The sequence below is a fragment of the Desulforamulus putei DSM 12395 genome (assembly GCF_900129195.1).
GTDB lineage: Bacteria > Bacillota > Desulfotomaculia > Desulfotomaculales > Desulfotomaculaceae > Desulfotomaculum > Desulfotomaculum putei.
Window position 1 is genome coordinate 1 of the sequence record NZ_FQUY01000036.1, and the last position, 18325, is coordinate 18325.

At 44.9% G+C, this 18325-nt stretch carries 16 protein-coding genes and 1 rRNA gene; 3 read left to right on the plus strand and 14 right to left on the minus strand.

The genetic code is table 11. The features are described 5' to 3' along the window. Positions 1-159, minus strand: a 16S ribosomal RNA gene (locus BUB67_RS14805); the annotation flags it as partial. Between the two features lie 423 nt (positions 160-582). Further along, positions 583-1839 carry a GTPase HflX gene (gene hflX, locus BUB67_RS14810; RefSeq protein ID WP_073240172.1) on the minus strand — a complete coding sequence of 419 codons (1257 nt, stop codon included), beginning with the start codon at positions 1837-1839 and terminating at the stop codon, positions 583-585. Between the two features lie 258 nt (positions 1840-2097). On the opposite strand from hflX, the gene BUB67_RS14815 reads away from it, so the two are divergent. Together BUB67_RS14815 and BUB67_RS14820 are read left to right on the plus strand one after the other, a co-directional pair. Continuing rightward, positions 2098-2952: a L,D-transpeptidase family protein gene (locus BUB67_RS14815; protein WP_238457081.1), complete on the plus strand. Its 855-nt coding sequence runs from the start codon at positions 2098-2100 to the stop codon at positions 2950-2952. Between the two features lie 89 nt (positions 2953-3041). Then, positions 3042-4061 (plus strand): alpha-hydroxy-acid oxidizing protein, encoded by a 1020-nt coding sequence (locus tag BUB67_RS14820; RefSeq protein WP_073240174.1) that lies wholly within the window; start codon positions 3042-3044, stop codon positions 4059-4061. A gap of 59 nt (positions 4062-4120) precedes the next feature. On the opposite strand, the gene BUB67_RS14825 is transcribed toward BUB67_RS14820, so the two are convergent. Further along, the gene (locus BUB67_RS14825; RefSeq protein WP_073240175.1) at positions 4121-4753 is read right to left on the minus strand and encodes a CBS and ACT domain-containing protein; all 633 of its coding nucleotides are present in this window, start codon (positions 4751-4753) and stop codon (positions 4121-4123) included. 203 nt (positions 4754-4956) lie between these two features. Next, positions 4957-5748 carry a lysophospholipid acyltransferase family protein gene (locus BUB67_RS14830; protein WP_073240176.1) on the minus strand — a complete coding sequence of 264 codons (792 nt, stop codon included), beginning with the start codon at positions 5746-5748 and terminating at the stop codon, positions 4957-4959. Positions 5749-6431: 683 nt separating this feature from the next. Here BUB67_RS14830 and BUB67_RS14835 point away from each other — a divergent pair. Continuing rightward, a complete protein-coding gene (locus BUB67_RS14835) occupies positions 6432-7670 on the plus strand; it encodes an HAD-IIA family hydrolase (RefSeq protein ID WP_073240177.1) in 1239 nt (412 codons plus the stop codon). Between the two features lie 216 nt (positions 7671-7886). On the opposite strand, the gene BUB67_RS14840 is transcribed toward BUB67_RS14835, so the two are convergent. The 10 genes from BUB67_RS14840 to BUB67_RS14885 form a co-directional block, all read right to left on the minus strand. Then, positions 7887-8378: a CBS domain-containing protein gene (locus BUB67_RS14840; RefSeq protein ID WP_073240178.1), complete on the minus strand. Its 492-nt coding sequence runs from the start codon at positions 8376-8378 to the stop codon at positions 7887-7889. A gap of 490 nt (positions 8379-8868) precedes the next feature. Beyond that, positions 8869-9012: a hypothetical protein gene (locus BUB67_RS16485; protein WP_159431853.1), complete on the minus strand. Its 144-nt coding sequence runs from the start codon at positions 9010-9012 to the stop codon at positions 8869-8871. A gap of 208 nt (positions 9013-9220) precedes the next feature. Beyond that, on the minus strand, positions 9221-10231 hold the full coding sequence (gene hypE / locus BUB67_RS14850) for a hydrogenase expression/formation protein HypE (RefSeq protein WP_073240180.1): 1011 nt from the start codon (positions 10229-10231) through the stop codon (positions 9221-9223). Further along, entirely contained in the window at positions 10218-11339 is a 1122-nt protein-coding gene (gene hypD, locus BUB67_RS14855; protein ID WP_073240181.1) for a hydrogenase formation protein HypD, read from the minus strand. The genes hypE and hypD overlap by 14 nt, the downstream gene beginning before the upstream one ends. Next, entirely contained in the window at positions 11320-11544 is a 225-nt protein-coding gene (locus tag BUB67_RS14860) for a HypC/HybG/HupF family hydrogenase formation chaperone (RefSeq protein WP_073240182.1), read from the minus strand. The genes hypD and BUB67_RS14860 overlap by 20 nt, the downstream gene beginning before the upstream one ends. Further along, the gene (hypF, locus tag BUB67_RS14865; RefSeq protein WP_073240187.1) at positions 11522-13849 is read right to left on the minus strand and encodes a carbamoyltransferase HypF; all 2328 of its coding nucleotides are present in this window, start codon (positions 13847-13849) and stop codon (positions 11522-11524) included. Before hypF ends, BUB67_RS14860 begins: the two co-directional genes overlap by 23 nt. After that, on the minus strand, positions 13804-14469 hold the full coding sequence (hypB, locus tag BUB67_RS14870; protein ID WP_073240183.1) for a hydrogenase nickel incorporation protein HypB: 666 nt from the start codon (positions 14467-14469) through the stop codon (positions 13804-13806). Before hypB ends, hypF begins: the two co-directional genes overlap by 46 nt. A gap of 131 nt (positions 14470-14600) precedes the next feature. Further along, positions 14601-15389 (minus strand): ATP-binding protein, encoded by a 789-nt coding sequence (locus BUB67_RS14875; protein WP_073240184.1) that lies wholly within the window; start codon positions 15387-15389, stop codon positions 14601-14603. Between the two features lie 74 nt (positions 15390-15463). Next, positions 15464-17374 (minus strand): anaerobic carbon-monoxide dehydrogenase catalytic subunit, encoded by a 1911-nt coding sequence (cooS, locus tag BUB67_RS14880; RefSeq protein ID WP_073240185.1) that lies wholly within the window; start codon positions 17372-17374, stop codon positions 15464-15466. Positions 17375-17400: 26 nt separating this feature from the next. Then, entirely contained in the window at positions 17401-17970 is a 570-nt protein-coding gene (locus BUB67_RS14885) for a 4Fe-4S dicluster domain-containing protein (RefSeq protein ID WP_073240186.1), read from the minus strand. Between the last annotated feature and the right edge of the window lie 355 nt (positions 17971-18325).

Consider the following 18325-nt stretch of genomic DNA (forward strand, 5'->3'; position numbering starts at 1 on the left):
AGCTGTTATCCCGGTCTACCAGGCAGGTTATCCACGCGTTACTCACCCGTGCGCCACTAGGTTTAAGATTCGCAAGCTTCCTCTTAAACCCCGTTCGACTTGCATGTGTTAGGCACGCCGCCAGCGTTCGTCCTGAGCCAGGATCAAACTCTCCATAAAAATATCTTCAATATTTTTAAAGAGTTTTGGCTCTTTGTTATCCGTGAATTACTCGCCAGCGTCTTTGTTCACGCTTGACGAGGATGTGGTCTGTCACAGTTTCATCTTATATCGATGACTTTTGACTTGACCTGTTGTGCATCCATCATCCACTGTTTAGTTTTCAAAGACCAGCTTGTCAGGCCCGATCTCGCGATCGGAACTTTATCTTACCACTTTCATTGGTTTGTTGCAAGTGGTAATTTTTAACCGCCACCTCGCGGCAACATTTGTTATCATACCATCAAATATATTGTTGGGCAACGGTTAATTTTTTGTTATTTATCCTTATGTTGGACAAATACTGTGAGCGTTTTTAATATTATCATAACATTTGACACAGGTCAAGCCATTGATTTATAAAAAATATACAGGATACAAAAATCATGATAATTGATCTTTTAGCCTGTCTGCCCAAACCCTGCTGATTTCTGCTTCCACATAAATCCCATCTGCTCCATATTCTTCTTTGAGCACCCTGCCCTTCTGGTGTAACAGAGAAACCACATGCAATTTACTGTAAGGGACTGATAATTGTATCACTGAATATCTCTCTTTTAGTACATCGGCAATCAAATTTAGCAGTTGTTTAATGCCCAGGCCGGAAAGAGCAGAGATATTCACCTTTGGATAGGCAGCAAAAGGGATTTCATGCTGGTCCTGAATTAAGTCTATCTTATTAAAGACCATGATAATGGGTTTATCTAAACACTGTAAGGACTCAAGAATGGACTCCACCGCGTTTATTTGTCCTTCACAATTGGGATGAGAGACATCCACCACATGTAAAAGTAAATCGGCTTCCCGCACTTCCTCCAATGTTGCTCGAAACGCGGCCACCAGATGGTGCGGCAGGTTTTGAATAAAGCCCACAGTATCCGTCAGTAAAATATTATCATTATTGGGGAGACGAACACGTCTTGTGGTTGGGTCCAGAGTAGCAAAAAGTTTATCTTCCACCAGAACATCTGCGCCTGTAAGGGTTCGCAGCAAGGTACTTTTACCGGCGTTGGTATAACCCACCAGGCTGACCAGCGGCAATGGCTCATCCCTTCTGTCTTTTCTCAACAGGGCCCTGTGCTGCTGAACTTCCCTCAGTTCCTTTTCCAAATCGGAAATGCGCTTTCTGATCCTCCTGCGGTCGGTTTCCAGCTTGGTTTCACCGGGTCCCCTGGTTCCGATACCGCCCCCCAACCGGGATAATTGTGTTCCCTGACCCGTCAGACGAGGTAATAAATATTTCAGTTGAGCCAACTCCACCTGTAATTTGCCCTCTTTGGTTTGAGCACGCCGGGCGAAGATATCCAAGATCAGCTGGGTTCGGTCAATCACCTTGACACTGGTTTTCTCTTCCAGGTTGCGGGCCTGGGCCGGTGAAAGTTCCCTGTCGATAATGACAATGTTTGCTTCTGCTTTCCGACAATAGGCAGCCAGTTCCTCTACCTTCCCTTTGCCAATAAAGGTTGCGGTATCAGGACGTTGGCGAGTTTGCATGAACTTCCCTACCACCTCAGCGCCTGCTGTATCCGCTAGGCTTTCTAACTCCTCCATCGATTCCTGTAACTGCCATTGATCCATATCCGGAAGTTTGACCCCTACTAAAACCGCCCGCTCTTCCCTTTTCTCCAGTATTTCATGCAAAGAAAAACTCTCCTTATAAAGTGGTTTGTTCAAAATTATAGACGTATTTTTTTACTTTAAACAATAATCTATTTTCACAAAAACAACCATTAAAGGGTCATAGTAAGCCCCTGCCCCTAATAGTTATGTAAAAAAGCATTTAAGGAGGGGTTATTTACGTTTAACCAAAAATACTTCTACCTCTGGACGACAATAGTCTTTTGCCTGGCTATGTCGTTCTTCATTTTTACGCCCATTGCCGGCGCTCATGAAAATCAAATGATTATTATTAATAAAAAAACTAATCAGTTAGGCTTTTATCAGGATGGCATATTACAAAAGGTTTTCCCTGTGGCAACCGGTCGCCAACGGAGTTTTACACCGGAAGGTAAATTTACAATCATTAATAAAATCATTAACCCGCCATATTATAAAAAAAATATTCCAGGGGGCAGTCCTCACAACCCCCTAGGACCGCGCTGGCTTGGCCTAAGCGCCCCGGGAGGTCCCTTCGGTATTCACGGTAACAACAACCCCGGGTCCATCGGAACCTATGCATCCAATGGTTGCATCCGTTTGCACAACAAAGACATTTTATGGCTTTACGAGCAGGTTCCCATTGGTACGCCGGTCATTATCCTATGGAATGACACTGACTTAAACTCAGGCTTTGTTGACAATAAACCAATAAAGGTATACCTTAATCACGAGGCAGTAACTTTAGGAAGCGACCTCAGGACCTTTAGCAGGCAGGGGAAACCATACATTCCTTTAAAATTATTGTGCCAACTGATTGGCTATCATCTTGCCTGGAACATTCAAACAGGTACCATTGAGTTAAACCGGTCCGGTTTTACTGCCAGTTTAACATCCAATACTAAAAAAGCACTGCTCAATGGCCAACAGGTCAATTTGACAGACCCTCCTCTGGTGATTAACGGAATCACTTATGTCACCGAATCAACCATGGAAGAAATTTTTTCCGTTGATGTTACCTGGCAGCCGGACAGCAGGGGACTCTATTTATCAGTTGAGACAACGCCTGTAACTGCAGCCGAGCAGTGTGAAGCCAAGCCGGAGCAAAGCCATGATTCTTTACAGGGTGAAAACCGGCAACCAGATACAAACAAATAAAATAACATAATTTGCAGGATAATCAATGCCAGAATCGAATTTTTAGAGCAATCAGCTATTTGACTAATAATGACAGGAGTGATGTCGGTATGGATTTACAAACCATTAGAAGCCAGGCTAAAGAAAAACTAAAAGGTTATTGCCGGGTTTGTCCCGTTTGCGATGGCCGGGCTTGTTCCGGAGAAGTTCCCGGCATGGGAGGCACAGGTACCGGTATCAGTTTCCGCAATAACTTGACGGCCCTTGCATCCTACAGCTTAAACATGCGCACCTTACACGGGGCAAAGGACCCCAGCACTGAAACAGAGTTGTTTGGGGTCAAGCTGTCCAGTCCCATTATGGCGGCCCCGATGACCGGGACCCCCTATAATATGGGCGGCGCCTTAACAGAGCGAGAGTTTATCGGCATGATTGTTTCCGGCAGCAAGCAGGCGGGTACCCTAGGCTGGACCGGCGACGGCGCAGATCCGGCCATGTATACTTCCGGTCTGGAAGCCATTTCGGCTGAAGAAGGTTTTGGCATTCCTATTATTAAACCCCGGGAACAAAAGGTGATTATCGAGTGCATCCGTCGTGCGGAAGCTGCAGGTGCAAAGGCCGTTGGGGTTGATATCGATGGTGCAGGGTTGGTAACCATGGCCCTCAAGGGTCAGCCGGTTGGCCCCAAAACCATGGAAGAAATACAGGAACTTGTAAATTCCACCCAACTTCCCTTTATCCTGAAAGGTATTATGACGGTTGACGAAGCTGAACAGGCAGTCAAAGCAGGAGTTAGCGCCATTGTTGTATCGAACCACGGCGGTCGAATTTTAGATTGTACTCCCGGGGCAGCGGATGTACTACCTGCCATTGCCGCTGCAGTAAAAGGAAAAGTAACCATCCTGGCTGACGGCGGTGTGCGTACCGGGGTAGATGTCCTGAAATTACTGGCTCTTGGAGCAGACGGCGTTTTGGTGGGCAGGCCTTTGGTGGTAGGAGCCTTTGGCGGCGGTGCGGAAGGTGTAAAAATGCTTCTGGATAAAATGGCTGCCGAATTAAAACAGGCTATGATATTAACCGGCTGCAGCACCATTCAGGAAATTGATCAAAGAGTTATTTACAAAGCTTAACAAACACGGAATAATCCCCACAGCATGTTATCTGTGGGGATTTTTTATATAAACGTTTTTTAGTTAACTGAAAGTACGGGAATACCTTTGGATTCCAGTTCTTTGACCAGCGGCTCGGGATCAACCGTGTTAACCCTGACCACCATGTGTATGACATCGTTATCTTTTCTATGTACGACCAGCGCTCTGATGTTGATATTCATCCTTTTAATAATTTCTGTTAAATCCGCAATGGCTCCAACCCGATCATAAACCTGCAGAACCAGTCTGGTTCCTGCTTTCTTCAGACCAAAGAATTCAATGAATGCATCAAAGATATCTGTCTGAGTAATAATCCCCACCAGCTCATCAGCTTCCATGACCAGCAGACTGCCGATTTTGTTCTCTCTCATAATCAGGGCTGCTTCTTCGATGGTTGTGTCCGGACCCACAGTGATAGGATCTTTCTGCATGACCTCGCTGACCACCATTTTGGAAAGCAGGTAATTCATTTCGAAAATACTCAGGGTGGTTGCCGGTGAAGGGGTAACTGTTAGCAGCTCACGTTCAGTTACTAAGCCTACTAAACGTCCCTTATCTGTTACGGGCAGCTGGCGAACCCTCAATTTCTTCATTTTTTCCAGGGCCTCTAATATCGGGGTGGTCTTGGCAATGGTTATCGGTGAAGTGGTCATGCAATCTTTTACAAACACAGGGCCAACCTCCTTTATAAACCTCCGTATTAACACCCATTGTAATAGAAACCAATTATTGCCGCAAGCAGAAAATTTTCATAATGTTCCTCAGTAAATCTCCAGTAAATCTCCCGGTGATTGACTAATTTTCCGGCATTTCCCGGGTGTAATCCTGAGGTGTGCGTGTCCAAATTTTTCGTTTTGGTGAAGATAACCGGTTGTTAGACAATGTTTTCCCATGCTTTAAGGTTTGTCAGTATAAATTCGACCGTTCTTTTATGTTCTTCCTTGCCACTCCCTTCAAAAAAAAAGGGTGGGCCAAAAAACATGTGGATATGCTTTTCCCGGTTGATAGGTCCTATATCTTTAATGAATTTTCCATTTCCCCAGAAATCTGTCTTTATGGCTACAGGTATAACCTGAACACCCGCAGCCTTTGCTAATTTGATGCCCAGGGAATTAAATTCCTCCGGTATAAATTTCGTAGTCCTGGTACTTTGAGGAAAAATAACAATAGAAGTTCCCTTAGCCAATAATTCCTTCCCTTTGGTCATAACAGTCTGAAAGTCTTGCCGGGGGTTGTTTCTACTGACCACGATGGGATCACAAGAACGCATTACCGGTCCAAAGAGGGGATGCTTTACCAGGCTTTCTTTAACTACAAAAGTTACCTTTGCAAATGGTAGAATAATGCAGGGAAAGACAAAGGTTTCCAGCGTACTCATGTGGTTACTTACAAAAACCACAGGCTTCTGGCAATTTCTTATATTATCCAAACCCCTTAAGTGAAATCTTCCGCCACATCCTTCTATTAATTTAAAGACTCTATATGAGGATTCTGCCCAAGCTTTATTGTCATAACAGTCTTTAACGGCCAAAGAACGGGCCTTAATAATTTCATTTATGTATCCACCTACAAAAAAACAACGGGTGCCCAAGAATAACCGATCCATCAAAAGCCGAGGTTGATCATCCGGAGTGTCATAGGTTGTCCCGGAAAAAAAGGGTTTCAAGAGCCATTGCCTCCTTTATTGATAGGTCTTCATTTTAAAAACAAGCTTAATCCTGCGGCACTTCTACGTCATTGTCAGGGTAAGTTATTGATCATAATGAATTAACAATTAATTCGACTTTTGCCATCTCTAAACATTATAGCTTTAATCTGACCTTATATAAATACATCACTCGCCCGTTGTCAATTAAAATCGTTCGGTGCGAATTTCCCACAGCGGCGTACCTGCGCCATGCAGCCCCTGGAGTGCTTGGCTGACTAGGATATAGCCGAGCATGGCCTGAAAGGATACGCCCCCCCACCGAACCTTTCCCATGATAAAGACCATACCAAATAAACCCCCACATGAACAAAAACATGACATTGCCGATAATTCTTGTCCAGGCATCAAAACAGTAGGCCGCCGCCCGCTGAAAGGATTTGCGGGAGAACTCCAGATATATGTTAAAAATTCCCATTATCATTGCCCCCAAGACGAAATCGGCTATAAGGGCAGTTATCCTGCCCAATCTGTTGTTTTTGGCTTTTTGTAAATGATATACTAAAATGCACCAAAGGTGAAGTGATTAACCAACAAACTATATTATGAAGGTTATTCACTCCAAAATAATCTGTTACGGAAAAAAGCCCTGCTGGGATATTCGAATAACTACAGACCTTTGTTCTTTAAGGAGGAGTTTTCCCTTGTTGGCAGAGAAATTTGATGTTCTCTTGTTTGATTTGGATGGAGTTATTTACATCGGAGGTGAACTGCTGCCCGGTGTTAAGGAAACCATGGCACAACTCCGCAAGATAAATAAACGGATCTATTTTTTAACCAATGACCCCATCCCCACACGACAGCAATTGGTAGATCGACTACAAGGTCTTGGGATAGAAGCACACCTGAACGAAGTAATCTCCAGCGGTTGGGCTACAGCCAAAACCCTCCGCTTAATGGAGATTAATTCTGTCTATGTTTTGGGAAGCGAGGGTCTAAAAACGGAGATCCGGGGGTTTGGGATAGAGGTGGTGGAAAAGAGGGACTGCCAGGCGGTGGTTGTGGGGCATGATGATCAACTTTCCTATGGCCATCTGCGGCAAGCCATTCAACTGATTCACCGGGGAGCTAAATTTATTGCCACCAATGCCGACGCAACCTTTCCCGGTCCCGAAGGCCCCTGCCCCGGTACCGGTGCCATTGTTAGTGCCCTTGAGACCTCCTCCGGCAGACGTCCAGTCATCATTGGGAAGCCCTATCCCCCAATGTTTCGCACGGTTCTTGATAATCTAGACCCCAACCTCCGGGTGGCCATGGTGGGGGACAACCCCTACACTGATATCTTAGGAGCTCACCAGCAGGGGATCACGGCTATTCTCCGCTCGGACAAGGCGGTGGATTTCCCTTCCCCCAAGGATTTCCGCATTCCGGATGCCAGAATCTCAAACCTCAAGGAACTTTTTAACCCTGCGATAACGGCTCGATCCTGGAGCAAGCCCCCCTATGCCTGGCCGGAAACTGTTGAGCCTGCTGTGGCGGCAGTGATTTTTGACGGGGATGGCAGAATTCTTTTGATTAAACGAGTTGACTTTGATGTATGGGGCTTGCCCACCGGACACGTCGAACCCGGGGAGACCGTGCAGGAAGCCATTATCCGGGAGGTCAACGAAGAAACTGGACTACAGGTAAAAGTGAGCCGGTACATCGGGGTTTACTCCGACCCAGTGTCCCTGGTGGTATCTCATCCTTCGGGTAAAGTAAGTCACTACATTACGTCCTGTATGGAATGTGAGATGGTTGGGGGGCATTTGAGGGCGGACGGTGTAGAGACTGCTGAGGTTGCATTCTTTGAATTGGATAACCTACCGACCAACCTTCTAACCCTGCACGGTGAATGGCTGAGGGATGTACTGAACCGGAACAATGCCGGGGCTATAAGATAATGTGGTCAAATCTTACAGTATTCCTGTAGGAAAATAGGATCGATATTTTCATTATTATCTCCATATCCTGAATCGTTATAGATAAGACGTAGCGGCTGCTACCGTAAAGGCTACCATAAAGGCGCCAGCTTCTATGCGTTCGGGTCCGGAGGGATAAACAAGTCACATGTGCTGTTTCATTTTTTATTTTCGGTTTATGCCGATAGTTGTCATGCCTTATAAAAGTTCGTTTATCATGCCGAAAACATCTTTACTTCTAAGAATCCCCACTAACCTTCCCGCCCCGTTGATAACGGGGATAGAATTAACTTTATGCTTAACCATCAACTCTACTGCGTCCATAATATCGTCATCTGACTTAACGGACACTAACTTTCTGCTTCTCATTACCTTTTTGACCGGAATACCGGCAGCTGATTTATGGGTTTCTTCTAAAAAGTAAAGCCAATAATAAGAATTAAATACATTTTCATTTTCTTTCTTGGCAATTACCAGAGCCTCTAAAAGAGACTTTAAGGTAAGAATACCCACCAATTCTTTCTTTTGATTAACTACCAGCAGCGAAGCATGGCCATGGGCATTTCCTTGTTCGTCTAAAAAGAAAGATTTTTTTAAAACGTCAATGGCTTCTTTTATGGTGGCATTTTGGTGTATTGTCGTATAATCAAATATCGGAGTCATAACTTCTCTTACGGGTATCTTTTTCATGTTTTTTAACTCCATGATAAGGTTATTCAGGGCAACCGGGACCGGTAACTTTCCCCTTATATTTTTATTATAATCAAGACACCTGCCCTTAGCCAGTCAAAAACCGGAATAAGAGCAGCATACCACTAACCGCAAAAAGCTAATTTGGTTGCTGAGCACTTTGGCAGCAAATCCGGTAAATACAGCCTAAAATAAAGCCCTCATTTATTTGAGAGGGTAAACCAACCAGCATTCCAAGTAACCCAGCCCATATATACCCAAAAAACGCAGCCGATTCCTAAATAATATGATCTTAAACCAACTGAAGCCAAGGATAAGCAATGAGACTCCCTGTACAGCAGCAAGAATAAGCAATGTATCGCAGAGGGCGGCCGTGAGAACCACCGGTAATGCTTTTATCGCAATGGGCCGCAGCCGAGTGGCTTGCCAGCGGACTTTAACCTTATCAATTGTTGGATAAAATTCCCCGTGCAGTACAAACCGGGTAGCCTCATCCACGAAAGTCACTAAATAGTTCACAGATTTGGGTTTTAATCCGCCTGGCTTTAGCAGGATCCAGTCCGTCTGCCAAAAGTGGAGATAACAGTTGTACCCGCAGGGCTGCTATCTCTTCGGCTTTTTTCTGATCCTTCATGCTGAAAACTCCTCTCCATATTTGGTTTTCAGCATGAGTATATCTTAGGCATTCCTGGACAAGAATGCAGAACGGGTATGTAACCATAAATTTAAATTTGTTTTGGAGGGATAATTCTCCCCAGCCAACCGGGAGCATCACCCACAAAATGTGGTTTTTAGAGAATCATCATTCATTATCCCGCTACAGATGTAATATGATGACCTCTTTAACAAATCCGCGGCAGGTGTTCTCCCTCAAGCGATGGTAATATCCTTTTAGCCCCTAATTCAGTTTCCACTAAAACTTTACCGGAATCATCCCTGGAAGTGACTCTGCCAATTACGCGTCCGGCTCTGCCCAGCGGGTGGTTCCTCAACACATTCATTATTTCACTTTCCTTTTCCTGCCTGGCAAAAATTAATAACTTGCCTTCGTTTGCCAGGTATAAGGGATCCAAACCCAGCATGCTGCACCCGGCAGCCACTGCATGGTGTACAGGAACTGCTTCATTTAAAATTTCCATGGTCATTTTAGATTGCCTCGCAAGTTCGTAGAGGACTGAAGCAACTCCCCCGCGAGTAGGGTCCCGCATACAGGATACTCCTCCCGTGGAAACCAAAAGTTCCGCCAAATCACTTAATGGCGCACAATCGCTAGCAATCTGCCCGCCAAGTGATAAACCTTCCCGCTGGCATAAGACGGCCATCCCGTGGTCGCCAACCGTTCCGCTTATTATTATCAAGTCTCCCACCGAGATTTCCGTTGGCCCCAGGGAAACCCCTTCAGGAACTATTCCAATACCAGTTGTATTTATGAATATTTTATCTGCACTACCACGTTCCACTACCTTGGTATCTCCAGTGACGACAAGAACACCGGCACTTGCTGCAGTATCCGAAAGGGAACGGAGGATTTTTTTTAAGTCTTCTACCGGAAAGCCTTCCTCTATAATCAAGCCAACGCTTAAAAATTTCGGTATCGCCCCGCAAACCGCCAGGTCATTAATGGTACCGCAGGCAGCCAGCTTCCCGATATCTCCGCCAGGAAAAAACAAGGGAGAGATAACATAACTGTCTGTTGTCATTGCAATTCTGCCGCCTTCAAGCGCTAGAAACGCCGAATCCAAAAGATCCTGTCCACCGTTATTGTCAAAAATGGGATAGATAATTTCTTCAATAAGCTCCCGGGACAATCCCCCCCCACTGCCGTGGGCAAGTAGAATCTTATCTCCCTTCATTCCATCCTCCTCCATTTTCAGTAAAACGGTAATATGCAGCGCAAGCTCCTTCAGAAGATACCATACAGGGCCCTACAGGATTAAGGGGTGTGCATGCTCTACCAAACAACCTGCATTCCTGAGGCAGTTTAATTCCCTTCAGAATGTCCCCACAAGCACAAATCTTGTTGGATTCTTCCTTATCATCTGGATGCGGTTCCGGGATATTAAATTTTTTCCTGGTATCATAGTTTCTAAAGCTTTCCCTTATTCTTAGACCGCTTTTAGGAATCAAACCGAGACCTCTCCACCAGGCATCCGCCGGTTCAAAGACCCTGGCAATTACCTGTCTTGCAATGGGGTTTCCCCTGGGCAGAACTCCCCCCCTGTATTGGATCTCAACGCAGGGGTTATCTTCCCTTATTTGCCCGAGAAGCATTACGAGACCCTGTAAAATGTCATGTGTTTCAAACCCTGTAATCACACCTGCCTTGTGATACTCTCGAGCGAGGAAGTAATAGGGTTCAACCCCAATGATGGTGCTAACATGTCCCGGTAAAATAAAACCATCAATCTTTACCTCTTTATCCAGCAGCAGTGCCTCCAGCACCGGAGGAACTAATTTGTGTAGAGAATAAACAGAAAAGTTTTCAATTCCTTCTTCTTGGGCCTGAATTACAGACATTGCCACTGTCGGAGCGGTAGTTTCAAATCCGGCCCCCAAAAATACCACTTCTTTACCGGGATTCTTTTTTGCCAGTTTCAATGCATCCAGCGTTGAATAGACTACACTTACCTTTGCCCCCTGCCCCCGGGCATCTGCTAAACTACTGCCCTTTTTACCGGGAACCCGCAGCAGGTCGCCGAAGGTAGCGATAATGACATTCCTTTGCCGAGCCAGCTCTAAATAAACCTCAATCTCACAGTCATGAGTGACACAAACCGGGCAACCGGGACCGGAAAGCAATCTGATATTGTCAGGCAATAGCTGCCTGAGGCCGCTTTTACCGATGGCCATGGTATGGGCACCGCAAACTTCCATAATATTTAGCGGCTTATCCGCAGGAGCTAATCTTTCAACCTGTTGTATTAGTTTGGCCAGTTGCCTTTTATTTGCTGTTTGCTTCATATAACTCCTCCAGAAATCTTACGGTTTCCCGGGCCTCCTCATTATCTATCCGTTGGATGGCATAGCCCGCATGTACCAGTACCCAGTCACCTACACTCACTTCCGGAGTTAAAGCAATTGAAATTTCCTTTGAAATCCCTTCCAGTTCGGCAATTGCCATGTTTCCCGTTACTTTTATAACCTTAAGCGGTACTGCCACGCACATTCTTCATCACCTCGTTTCCGGCTACAGCCTGCCCCAGCGATATACCTCCGTCATTGGGAGGGATTTCCTTATGGCGGTATACCGCTATTCCCTCTTCAGCCAGTAATTCCATTATCAGTTCGGTTAATAACCTGTTTTGGAAGACGCCTCCAGATATAACCACCTTTTTTAACCCGGTACTGCGGGACATATGCAGCACCCCGTCCCTAATTGCCCGGGCAACCCCCATATGAAATTTATATGCCATACGTACAGTATCTAATCCGGATGACAAATCGGAAATGAGTTCCTCCCACAATGGCGCTGTGTCCAATTCAAAGGTTAAATCTTCTTTATCTTTCAGCAGTATAGTATAAAAACCTTCCTCGTGTCCGGCCATCCGGGCCCTTGCTTCCATTACCATTGGGCCCTGTCCCTCATACTTTGCTTCCCGGCAGATTCCCATTAAAGCCGCAGCTGCATCAAATAACCTGCCACAGCTTGAGGTGGCTACCGAATTGATACCCTTTTTAAGCTGCACTTCCAGAACATCAACTTCGCAGGGACTTAATCCGCTCAGCCATTTAGAAGCGTATACCCTGCCGGTTTCCCCCAGTGTGGAAAGGAGAAAGCTGTATGCCATTCGCAGAGGCCTTTTTATTGAAGCCTCTCCGCCCGGCAGCGGAACCTTTGCCAGGTGGCCCATACGTTTAAAGGAACTGTAATCACCGCAGAGAAATTCAAACCCCCAAATTGTACCATCGGTTCCATATCCAGTACCGTCACAGATCACTGCCATTACCCTCTCAGCCAGCCCGTTTTCTGCCATACAACTGACCATATGAGAATGATGATGCTGTACCCCTATTGCCGGCAATTCCCATTGGGACGCCAGTTCCCGAGCGTAGCGAGTGGTTTGGTAACCGGGGTGGAGATCGTGAACAAGTAATTCGGGTTTTATCCCTAGTAGAGAAATCATTTTAGAAATAGTTTTTTTGTATATTTCAAAATTTAAGTAATTGTCCAAATCCCCTAAATGCTGACTAAGGAAAACCCGGTCTCCTTTGGCCAGGGCAAAGGTATTTTTTAGATTCCCGCCACAGGCAAGAAGCGGTGTTAACTCCCTCCTCTGCAATTGCACGGGTAACGGGACATAACCCCGGGCCCTTCTTACAGGTTGCCAGGTATTTCCCACCACCATTCCTACAGAATCATCACAGGGATTTTCTATTTCCCGATTATGAAAAATGAAATAATCGGCAATACCTTTTAGTTTTTCTGCTGCTTCCTCGTTTTTAGTAATCAGCGGGTCACCGGATAAATTGGCACTTGTCATTACCAGTAAAGGAATTTCGGGAGAAAATAACAACCAGTGAAGGGGCGTATAGGGTAACATTACTCCCAGGGTATCCAGATGGGGATTAATTTCTGGAGGAAGTTCTCCCCTGGTCTCTTCCCTTTGTTTTAAAATCACAATTGGCCTGGCAGGACTTACCAGATGCTCCTCTTCCTCAGCTGATAAATGGCAGTATTTTCTCACAGTCTTAAGGTTATAAGCCATTAAAGCAAAAGGTTTGGCATCCCTGAATTTACCTTTCCTTAATTGGGATACCGCATTTCCATCAAGAGCATTACAGGCCAGGTGGAACCCTCCTAATCCTTTTATGGCAACAATTGCACCCTCCTTAAACAGTTCCCGAAAATCTTTATTACAGGATTTACCCCGGCTATCTCTAACTTCAATTTTTGGCCCACATGCCGGGCAGGCATTGGGCTGGGCATGAAAACGCCTGTTTGAGGGATCGTCATATTCCTGCCTGCATTGCGGGCACATGGTAAATCCCTTCATGGTGGTAAGATGCCGGTCATAGGGAATATCTCTAATAATCGTAAACCTGGGACCGCAGTTGGTACAGTTTATAAAGGGGTAAGAAAACCTTCTGTCAGAAGGATCCTGCAATTCAGCTAAACAGTCAGAACATGTTCCCACGTCCGGGGAAATTAAGACCCGTTTATCATCCTGAACACAACTTTTCTGAATAAAGAAACCGGTGTACCCCTGAAAAGGGACCGGCAAGGAGTCATATCCCGTTATTTTAGCCAGCGGTGGTGGGGAAGATAACAGTTCCATTAGGGCCTGTGAAATCTTTTCCTCCTGCCCTTCCCAGTGAATAGTTACTCCCTGGCTGTTATTGAGAACCCACCCTTTTAATTGATATTTTTGGGAAAGGTTATATACATAAGGGCGAAATCCCACCCCTTGTACAATTCCATAAACCTTTATCTCCTTCGCTGTCGCTTCCTTTCCCACTCTCCCTTTAGCCATAGGCACCACTCATCAATTCCCTCCCCGGAAGATGCAGACATCTGGAATATTTCAATGTTGGGATTCAAACTCAGTACATCCTCGGTAAAGTTATCCACATTAAAATTGCTATAGGGTAATAAGTCAATTTTATTTAAAATGCAAGCTTTGGTTTCTCGAAACATAACGGGATATTTTGAAGGTTTATCATCGCCTTCGGGAACACTAATAACTACTACCCTCAAATCCTCACCCAGGTCAAATGCGCTCGGACATACCAGATTACCTACGTTCTCAATGATAATTAAATCTAAATTTTCAATTTCCAGTTCCTGCACTGCCCGGTTAACCATATTTGCGTCCAGGTGACAGCCGCCTTCAGTATTTATCTGCACCACCGGCACCCCTTGGCAGTGAATCCTTTCCGCATCCCTGGTGGTCATCAAATCCCCTTCTATAACACCGATTTTTAGTTCGTCCTTTAATTTTAAAATGGCCCGTTCCAAAATCGTTGTTTTTCCAGCACCGGGAGAACTCATCAGGTTAACAGCAAGAATTCCATACCGGTCAAAAAGTTCCCGGTTTACTGTCGCCAGGTCTTCGTTTCTCTTCATAATGTTTCTCAGCACCTTAATTTCCACTGCCAAATCCTCCTATTCTCCTTCTATGGAATCTATATACAGTTCCTTGCCTGATACTATCCGTTCTACCCCGCCGCCGCACAGAGGACATGAAGGGGTTTTACTCACCTCGTATTCCCCTCCACATTTGTCTACGGATTAACACTTCCACTCAACCTTGCCAGCAACTGATTCTTAATTAAACTGATTTCCTCAACTATCGTGCCGCCGATATCAAAAGGAGAAACTCCTTCCAAATCAGCCTTTTTAACCTCTTCACTTAAAGAAACAAAACCCAACAATTCAAAATCAACCAAACTATCACTTATGAATTGAACATCTGCCTTATCATGTACTTTACTACCTACCACAAAGACCTTTTTAATTCCAATATCCTTAGCCAAGTTTCTGATCTGCTCAGCGGTTTGAATACTTCTCCGACCAGGTTCTACCACCACCATCAACGCATCTACCGACTCAGCAGTTCCTCGTCCAAGATGCTCAATTCCTGCTTCCATATCCATAATTACCACATCTTCCCTTTCAATTAACAGGTGCTTCATCAATCTTTTAAGTAAGGTATGCTCCGGACAAACACAACCGCTGCCACCCTGTTCAACAGTGCCCATAACCAACAATTTAACTCCCTGATGTTCCAAACAATATTTCTCAGGTAAGTCATCCACTTTAGGGTTTAAAGTGAAAAAGGATCCATACCCCCCCTTTGCTCCGGTACGTTCTTCGGCTAATTTTTTCATTTTAGAAAAGGGTGTTATCTTCTTGTAATGTGCCTCAGGTATACCTAGAGCTGAAGCAAGGTTTGCATCCGGGTCAGCATCTACAGCTAAAACACGATAGCCTTCAGCAGCAAAAAGCCGGGCTAAAATCCCAGCAATTGTAGTTTTTCCCACTCCACCTTTGCCCGTAACAGCTATTTTCATAATTAACCTTCCTTTCCTATTTAGAGCAGGGTTAGGGCTCCGAGGAGCCCTAATCAATCCCCATTAGCCAAAACTTAAATACTTAAACCCTTACGTCTTTCCTTAATCGCAGTAAACAATTGGTCGGCAGCCTTTTTCGGATCGGTTTCTACGATAAAGTAACCACCAAGCAGATCTTTTGCTTTTTCTGTTAAAAATTTAGCAACTACAGAAGAACCCATAATTTGTGGTACAATTCCTATATGGGTAGGTAGTCCTAACGCAACTGCCCAGGTTGCAATTGCCACTGCCTTCTCAGCCATAGCCTCAGGTGCAGAAGCTACAACTGGTAGCTTATCCAAATCTACTCCTAATTTATTTGCAACGGCTACAGCTACTTTAACTGCCCTGGTATTATCAACACAAGAACCCATGTGCAATACTAAAGGTAGAGGTCCATTAAGCCCGGCTGACTTTCCTATGGCAGTTAATACTGCCTTTAAGGAATCACCGGCATAAGCCTCTGTTGCCTCTTGAGTCATTAGACCATTCTTGGCAAAAGCACCGGCTCCACAACCTGTAGCTAACATTAAGACATTATTTTTGGCCAATTCTTTAGCAATAGTTATAAAGTTATTGTCTTGAGTTACCTGAGTATTGTTACAACCGGCAAACAATGCAATACCTTGAATGTTGCCGTTAACAATATTATCAATCAAGGGCTTTAACGGGTCTTTAGCATTTACCTTGCTTAAAGCCGCCATGATTGCCTCGGCACTGAAGCCTGCAATGGCTGTTTGCTTGTAGTCAGGAATGTTAACTTTACGGTTATCCCGTCTTTTAAAGGCATCAATTGCCACCTCAACAATCTTTTTAGCACTGTCAAAGGCCGAGTCTTCCCGAAACTCTACGTGGGTTGCCCCGGGAATTTTATTTGTAGCTATAGTGGTAATTACTTCAGTATGGAAACATCCAGCTACACCGGTAATAGCAGGCATAATGCACTGCACGTCTACGACCATGGCATCTACAGCGCCCGTAATTATGGCTAGTTCCTGGGACAGGTAGTTAGTAGCCAGAGGAATTCCACGCCGCATCATTACTTCGTTACCTGTACAACAAATACCCACTACGTTAATACCTTCTTTAGCCCCGGCTTTCTTTGCTTCTTCATTCATCTTCAGCGCTACATCACAAATAACCTCACTTAGTACAGGGTTGTGACCGTGAACCGCAATGTTGACAGCATCTTTCTTCAGTACACCGAGGTTGGCTGCAGTAACTACCGGTTCAGGTGTGCCAAATAATACATCAGACAGCTCGGTTGACAAATACATACCAGTATAATCGGCCAGTGCTCCCTTTATTACGCCAAGCAAAAGGTTGACCGCATCGGCATCACAACCTACATGAGTTCGGTGCATAATCTCGGCGATAACAGCATCAATATTATGGGGCATAACCCCCAGTTCTACCAGTTTGTCCACCCGCTCAGCGGTCAAGGTCTCTTTGGCCCAGTTACAGGATATGCTATACTTTTGCCGCGAGTAATCTTCCAGGGAAGCTAAAGCCACTTCTTTTGCTACTTGTCTTATATCTTTGCCTGCCGGTGCCAGGTTTAATTTTTCCGCTATATTTCTTAACTTTTGCTCGTCTTTAATCCGGTACGCAGGTGCATGTCCTTCGCCAACTTCTAATAAAGTCAAAGCTATGTGCCGGCCGTGGTCGGAATGGGCAGCAGCACCTCCAGCAATCATTCTAATCAAATTTCGCGCAACAATGGTATGGGCATCAGCCCCACAAACCCCTCTCTGTGGTCCATTGCCAAAAGGATCGATACGACAGGGTCCCTTCCAACAAATGCGACAACAGATTCCTAATTCACCAAAACCACATTGTGGTTTCATCGCTGCAAAACGATCCCAAACAGTTTCAATTCCCGCCTTTTTTGCTAAAGGTAGCAAATAATTGACAGCAGGATCTATGGTATTTTTCATCTTGCTCATGATCTCTCCCCCTGCTTATTTCCACATTAGGCCTTGGTTTTTGTATGAGCATGAGCCCTTACAAGTTCTTTCCCTCTTTCTTCAATAAGTTTCTTACGATAACTTTCGTAATCTACCAGCATTATTGCTTTAGTAGGACAGGCCTCTACACAGGCACAGGCAAATTCATTGCTTTCCTGCGTCCTGCTAAAACAAAGATCACATTTCCTGGCTTTACCTTTTTGGGTTCTGTGAGTACCTTCATCTGTTATGTCTTTAGCTACAATAATAGCTCCAAAGGGGCAAACCATAGTGCACACTTTACAGCCAATACAATTACTTTCATTAATTTTAACAAACCTATCCTCTACGTAGATTGCTCCTGTAGGACAGGCGTGGGCACAAGGTGCATCTTCGCATTGTCTGCATTGAATCGGCATAACCATGTCATCAACTTGAACCACCGAGTTTCTTGGCTGTAATTGCAAGCCCTGGGTTACGGCAGTTTGCAAATCACAATCTGCATGAGCCACAGCACAGGCTATCTCACAATTTTTGCAACCCAAACACTTTCGGGGATCAGCGTAAATGAAGTAATTCTCTTTAGCTATCACCATTATTGTTCACCTCCTATCTCAATATTTTGAGTAATACCTGCGTTTATCTCTTGATAACGCAGTTTTTCATATTTTGAAAGCCAATAAACCTTTCTACAAATACCCTAATATGTTTATTTTTGGAATGATATGGTGGTGTTACTTAAACCCATAGCATGGGCAGTTTTGTAGACTATGGTTCAGCCCACCGGTGTCTGATTTTCTCCGTTACACAACCCTATCATTTCTCCCGGAGTATTCCCTGGCGGGATCTCTACATTCCTTCGTTCGGCTTACCGGAGCCAGTGTGGCTTTATGTCTTTTTTGCGGGGTCAACCAATTGTTGCCCTGATGGAGGTGAACGTGCTCACTCGCT

Coding starts and splice junctions, on each gene's coding strand:
- BUB67_RS14815 (WP_238457081.1), top strand. CDS start 2,098: ATGATTATTATTAATAAAAAAACTAATCAGTTAGGCTTTTATCAGGAT.
- BUB67_RS14820 (WP_073240174.1), top strand. CDS start 3,042: ATGGATTTACAAACCATTAGAAGCCAGGCTAAAGAAAAACTAAAAGGT.
- BUB67_RS14840 (WP_073240178.1), bottom strand. CDS start 8,378: ATGAAAAAGATACCCGTAAGAGAAGTTATGACTCCGATATTTGATTAT.
- BUB67_RS16485 (WP_159431853.1), bottom strand. CDS start 9,012: ATGAAGGATCAGAAAAAAGCCGAAGAGATAGCAGCCCTGCGGGTACAA.
- hypE (WP_073240180.1), bottom strand. CDS start 10,231: ATGAAGGGAGATAAGATTCTACTTGCCCACGGCAGTGGGGGGGGATTG.
- hypD (WP_073240181.1), bottom strand. CDS start 11,339: ATGAAGCAAACAGCAAATAAAAGGCAACTGGCCAAACTAATACAACAG.
- BUB67_RS14860 (WP_073240182.1), bottom strand. CDS start 11,544: ATGTGCGTGGCAGTACCGCTTAAGGTTATAAAAGTAACGGGAAACATG.
- hypF (WP_073240187.1), bottom strand. CDS start 13,849: ATGGCTAAAGGGAGAGTGGGAAAGGAAGCGACAGCGAAGGAGATAAAG.
- BUB67_RS14875 (WP_073240184.1), bottom strand. CDS start 15,389: ATGAAAATAGCTGTTACGGGCAAAGGTGGAGTGGGAAAAACTACAATT.
- cooS (WP_073240185.1), bottom strand. CDS start 17,374: ATGAGCAAGATGAAAAATACCATAGATCCTGCTGTCAATTATTTGCTA.
- BUB67_RS14885 (WP_073240186.1), bottom strand. CDS start 17,970: ATGGTGATAGCTAAAGAGAATTACTTCATTTACGCTGATCCCCGAAAG.